At 42.5% G+C, this 6055-nt stretch carries 3 protein-coding genes and 1 rRNA gene; 2 read left to right on the top strand and 2 right to left on the bottom strand.

Going from position 1 to position 6055, the window contains the following annotated elements; translation table 11 throughout:
* The first annotated feature begins 12 nt into the window (after positions 1 to 12).
* Positions 13 to 2541 (top strand): ATP-dependent helicase HrpB, encoded by a 2529-nt coding sequence (gene hrpB, locus BUA59_RS21685; protein ID WP_084122635.1) that lies wholly within the window; start codon positions 13 to 15, stop codon positions 2539 to 2541.
* Here the strand turns inward: hrpB and BUA59_RS21690 are convergent.
* Positions 2527 to 3528 carry an aminoglycoside phosphotransferase family protein gene (locus tag BUA59_RS21690; RefSeq protein WP_072842041.1) on the bottom strand — a complete coding sequence of 334 codons (1002 nt, stop codon included), beginning with the start codon at positions 3526 to 3528 and terminating at the stop codon, positions 2527 to 2529. The genes hrpB and BUA59_RS21690 overlap by 15 nt on opposite strands.
* Positions 3529 to 3674: 146 nt before the next feature.
* Between BUA59_RS21690 and BUA59_RS21695 the strand changes: the two genes are divergently transcribed.
* The gene (locus BUA59_RS21695) at positions 3675 to 5204 is read left to right on the top strand and encodes an AAA family ATPase (RefSeq protein WP_072842043.1); all 1530 of its coding nucleotides are present in this window, start codon (positions 3675 to 3677) and stop codon (positions 5202 to 5204) included.
* Between the two features lie 572 nt (positions 5205 to 5776).
* Here the strand turns inward: BUA59_RS21695 and rrf are convergent.
* Positions 5777 to 5891, bottom strand: a 5S ribosomal RNA gene (rrf, locus tag BUA59_RS21700).
* Positions 5892 to 6055 lie beyond the last annotated feature (164 nt).

Here is a 6055-nt window from a genome sequence, read left to right on the forward strand (position 1 = left end):
ATGAGCCGTCTTATGTCCAGCGAACTGCCAATTTACCAACTGATTCCTCAGCTAAAGCACCAACTATTTCATCACCACGAAGCGATATTAGAAGCCGCTCCCGGTGCAGGTAAAACCACGGTAGTGCCGATTGCCTTAATGGATGAAACTTGGCTTAAAGGTCGTAAGATCATCATGTTAGAACCAAGACGCTTAGCAGCCAAAGCGGCGGCAAAGCGCCTTGCAGATACGTTGAAAGAACCGCTTGGACAACGCATTGGTTATCGCATTCGCCATGAAGGAAAAGAAAGCCCACAGACGAAAGTATTGGTTGTCACCGAGGGCGTGTTAACCCGCATGTTGCATGACGATCCAAGTTTAGATGACATTGCCTTGGTCATCTTTGATGAATTCCACGAGCGCAACCTGCATTCAGATTTGGCTTTTGCTCTGTGTTTGCAAGCACGAGAACTGTATCGCGACGAAGACCCGCTCAAACTATTAGTCATGTCCGCAACGCTAGATACAGAAGCACTCGAAACACGACTTGGCTGTCCGACACTCACAAGTCAAGGCCGAAGCTTTCCTATCACTACGCGTTACAGCAATAAATCACTCAAGACATTGCAAATCACCGATGAAGTCGTGCGTCTCACTTGCCAAGCCTTTTACGAAGAGTCTGGCAGCCTATTAGTTTTCCTGCCAGGTCAAAAAGAGATTCGTCAGGCGGCAAGCCAGCTTCAACAACGCTTAGGTCATGAACCTCATTTAAACATTTTGCCTTTGTATGGTGAATTAAGCTTAAAAGAACAAGAAGCCGTTATTGAGCCCACTATCGCACCCAATCGTAAAATCGTACTCGCCACTGCTATTGCTCAAACCAGCTTAACCATCGATGGCATTCGTGTGGTAATCGACAGCGGCCTGAGTCGCGAAGCTCGCTTTGATGCCAGTACCGCCACGACACGATTACACACTCGTCGAGCGACACAAGCAGAAACTATTCAACGAATGGGGCGAGCTGGACGTACCGAGGAAGGCATTTGCTATCGTTGGTGGAGCGAAGGTCAGCAACATCAGCTCGCACCCCAGGCTCAGCCTCAGATAGAAATCAGCGACCTCAGTAGTTTGGTAATGGATTTAGCAAAATGGGGCGTACAAGAACGCTTAGAATTGGATTGGATTACGCCGCCACCGAACAGCCACTGGCAACAATCGATCGACTTGCTAACCAACCTGCAAGCTCTTGAACAGAGTCAAACGTCACAGCCGTCCTTAGTATTAAGCGCACTTGGTGAGCAAATGAGTAGTCTCGGTATCGAACCTAGACTTGCTCGATTACTGTTGGATGGCAAACAGAACCACAACAGCGATTCAGCCAGCGCCATCTGTACTATTTTGTCGGAAGGCGATCCGTTTGCGAATCATCATAGCGATTTGTCTGATCGATTAAATTGGTTAGCAGGTCACAATCAGATGCAGAGCAAACGCCCGAGACAGAACTATTTAAAAGCTCAACAACAGTGGCAAAGACGCAGTCAGCAGATCAGTATTCAACAAGCTTCATTAGATAATAAAAACGATATCGCCTTTTTACTGATTCGAGCTTTTGCGGATAGAATTGCTCAACGCGTTGGACAAGACCATGACAAGACGCGCTACAAACTCGCGAATGGGCGAATAGCAAGCCTGTCGTCTCTTGATCCTTGCGCACAAAGTGAGTGGCTTATTGCACTGGATATCGGCGGCCATTATGGTCAAGAAGAGGATCGTATTTTCCTCGCCTATCCGATTCAGCTCGCTATGCTAACGCAAGACTTTGCGGACTTACTTAGTATTAAGAATCATCTCGCGTGGTCAAAAAAAGACGCGCGTTTATTAAGTGAATCACAACACTGGATCGGTAAACTGTGCATTGATAAGCAAAAGCTCAGCAAGCCCTCTACAACCGATATCTGTAAAGCTGTTTGCCAATATATTCGCCAAGAAAATCTTGCCGTTCTGCCTTGGAACGAATCCAGCGAGCAACTACGAGCGCGTATGCAATTCGCCTTTATACACGATAAGCAAAACCTCTGGCCAGATTGTTCTGACGACGCCTTATTAAATGAGCTAGAAGAATGGCTCGAACCTTATCTTGGCAAAGTGACCAATCAACAAGCCATGAGCAAGCTCGCATTAAACGATATTTTGTTAAGTCGCCTAGATTGGAACCAACAGCAATTTCTTAATCAAAAAGTCCCCGCGCGGATCACTGTGCCATCTGGATCGAGTCATGCGATTGATTACTGTGAGCAACAGCCAACACTCAGAGTGAAACTTCAAGAAATGTTTGGCTACACAAATAGCCCAACCGTGCTCAATCAAATCGTACGTATTGAACTGCTTTCACCGGGACAGCGACCGCTTGCGGTAACACAAGATTTGGCTTTCTTTTGGCGTGAAGCTTACCCAGAAGTACGCAAAGAAATGCGCGGGAGATATCCGAAACATCCTTGGCCAGAAGATCCTATAAGTGCACAAGCCACCGCGAAAACCAACCGAGCGCTAAGATCGTCTTAATTGGCTTAGTGCTTGCTCGGTGATTTTCTGGCTAAAAGGCGTGTTCTTAGGATGAGTCGGTGACCAACCCATAATAAAGCGATGAAAATCTGCCCAAGCAATAGGGAACAGATATTGCCACTCTTCAATAACCTCTTGAGCAAAAGCCTGTGATTCTCCTTGCGCCATTAACTCACGTCCCAATTCAGAAAAATAATGCTCCAGCAAATAATCTATATTCTCCGCCAACTCAGATTCAGACAAAGCACTTCCTAAAAGATACGCTAAGTCCTGAACACCAACACCACCACCTGTATATTGAAAATCAACAGCGGCAACCTGATTATCAGGCGGAGAAAAGCAAAAATTAGCCACTTTAGCATCGCCATGAACTAGGGTCTTAAAGCAAGCCTGATCAAGATATTTAGCAAGCTCAGCCGCAGAAGATTTCAATTCTCCCTCAGCCATTGCAGACCATTCTTCCTGTCGAGTATCGAGGTGCCAATAAGTCCCCTTTTTCCATAAATCATGCGGCCACTCTAAAGGAGGCGTTTGGTAAATAAAGCCTGCATGCAACGCCGCTAACCAGTTAATACAAGAGATTAAATAATCACTATTATGGGCATTATATCGGTCTGAATAACCAGCAGCGTCTAAATCTTCCAATAAGGTTAATCGCTGTCCAGTATGTTTATCATAAAAATCGCCATAACAAAGTGCGACACGAGCCGATATGTGGCATCGTGACGCCCAATTTCGATACCAATTCTGCTCTACTTCATATGAACGAACTTTACGTTGGTGCCCGTAATTAGAATGCCAGCCTTTAGGGTGATCTACCTCTAAAGGTATCGAACAGTGCTTAGCAATAACAAAAGAGACAGAATCATTCCCCGTCAATGAATAGCGAATCACTTCACCATAACCACTCCATAAAGATTGAATCACTTCTTCACGCTTAACGGTACGGGCTTTGCATTGCCGTTTAATAAAAATATCAGGTGTCATAAATTTCGTTCACTGCAATGACTTACATAAAGTAACAAAAGTTAAATACATTTCGAATCCAGTCACAGTTTTTGTCATGTATATCTAACACTCGCATGATTAAATTTGTAAAAATCAGCTTACTGTACAGGAAATCATTTCTAACCATGGAATCAAACAATAAACTCTCAAATCACAAACTCTTTAATATCGGTGTTAGGCTGGTAAAATTTGCCTGGGTTGTGGAAATACTCGCCGTCAGCATCGGCTTTCTTATTTCCATTATCGTATCATTTTCTGTCTATGCTGAACTTGATAAAATGGATAGAACCCTCAACTTTGGCGACTACAGCAGCATATTAGTTGCGGCGTTACCTTTCGTACTAGTAGCAGTAGTTGAAGCCTCTAAAATTCCTGTGGCTACAGCTATGATGTATGCAAAGCATACTTCTTGGCGCATCCTCTTCTTTATTGGCCTAGTTCTGCTTGCCTCTATCACCTTTGAAACCATGCTCAATGGCTTTGAACGTAACTTTTCTGGTTTGAATATTGCCATCGACGATAAAAAGAATGCCTCCTTATTATTACAAGGAAAAATCGATGATTTTGATCGTCGTAAAAAAGATATTGATATTATTGATCCTCTGGAAGTAGATAATAATTACCAAAACAGTATTCAAAATGCGAACTCAGCATATTATCAAACCTTAGAAAAAGAACGAGAATACATCAATCGTCAAATTACCAAGCTCAGCTCAGATAACGAAGCAATTCGAGGTTATCAAACAGAAATTACTGAGCTTAATCAAAAAGAACGTGAAATTTATGACGCTTGGGATGTAGAAAGAAGCGCCTTACAAAAGCGCTTACGCGGCTTATTAAACAGCTATGTTGCAGGTTCAGAAAACGATAAAGAAAAACTACAAAGAGAGCTAGACAAACTTAAAGCAGAAATGCAGCAAGAAATGGACGATGCTAACTTCTTTACACGCCCAACTGTTGAGAAAAAATATCGCCAACTAATCACCGAAAAAGAAAATCGTCTGTACACAGTAGCAGATCGGACTATTGGCGATGATGCACTTGCTAAACAAACCAAAAGTGAACAGCAGCTTCAGGATCAACTACAAGTACTCGGACAAGATTATCAGAAGCGTATCGATTTAGGGCGTCAGCGCATGGCTTATTTAGAAGACCAAATTTTATCTCAAACAAAAGGTCTTGAAGAAAAACGCGATAGCTATAGAACCAACTACGATAAAGTTGCTCAGCAAGCTGCTCAAAACCGTAATGGAACAGTTTCGCGATCAGCCAGCGAAAAAGACTCTCAGCTAGCACAATATGATGAAATTCAAATAGAAGTGAGAGCCATTGATAATCAAATTTATGGTCTTAAACAAGAACAAACATTACTGAAAAATGATATTAACCGCTTGGTTAACTCAAACCAAATCTATCGTCTTGCGGCTTACGTCAGTAATAAAGAGCAAGCGATTGACGTTCCTAAGTCAACTGTTGGATTAGTTGCTTTAGTGTGGTTTGCCTCACTGGCCTTTATTAGTGCGGTAACGGGGGTTTTCCTTGCGATTGCAGGTATCTATATGCAACGTATCTATGCGAAAGATGACGAGTACGAAACACACTCACACTACAACACTTTGAGCACCAGTCAAAATAACAATAGCAATAACGAGTAGGCAGTCAACTCATCATTGTTAGATAAAACCAGTGTAGGTTCTCTACTCTGGTTTTTTTTCGTTTAACAAATAACAAACCAGATAAGAACAATATCAAAAGTTATGAAAAAATACTTCAATCCAAGCGACAAATAGCATTAAAGAATACTTGGATCAAAAACATGATATAAAGAAATTGTGCATAACAATAACGCTTATCCCCACAATCATTTAGCATATCCGTCACTAGGTATTGAAAAATATCTCACACACGAACTAAACAAACGCTATATCTACTTGCTAATTACATCACTTCTATAACTTCCTCCTGACGTCTTCCTCTAAACAAAAACATTCCGCTTCATAAAAATAGATGAGCAAGTTTATGCGGTTAATAATGATCAAAATAAAAGGCATAAGAAAACGGGCGTTGTTCATTCGCATTTGTCTTAAATTCGAGTCGACGCGTTGAGCTTACGAAGCAGGCGCATGCGAATTGAAGAACAAGGGATTACTTACACATGGAGATTGCATTTCCTTGAGACGAAAAAAAGCCCTGACAGCGTTAGCTATCAGGGCCTTCTTAATATAAAGCTTGACGACGACCTACTCTCACATGGGATCTCCCACACTACCATCGGCGATGGCGCTTTTCACTTCTGAGTTCGGGATGGGATCAGGTGGTTCAACGCCTCTATGATCGTCAAGCAATTCGTTTTGCGTTTGTTCTGAGGTGCACTGTGTTGTGCGCTGACGTTTTATCGTTAGCTTGTCTCAAAACACGCGAATACGTGCTTGGATCTTTAACAATTCTTTTTTGAAATAGCGATAACCAAGTATCAAACCGATGTTCATCATTGCTGATGCTTTAT

The organism is Marinomonas polaris DSM 16579 (assembly GCF_900129155.1).
Classification (GTDB): Bacteria; Pseudomonadota; Gammaproteobacteria; order Pseudomonadales; family Marinomonadaceae; genus Marinomonas; species Marinomonas polaris.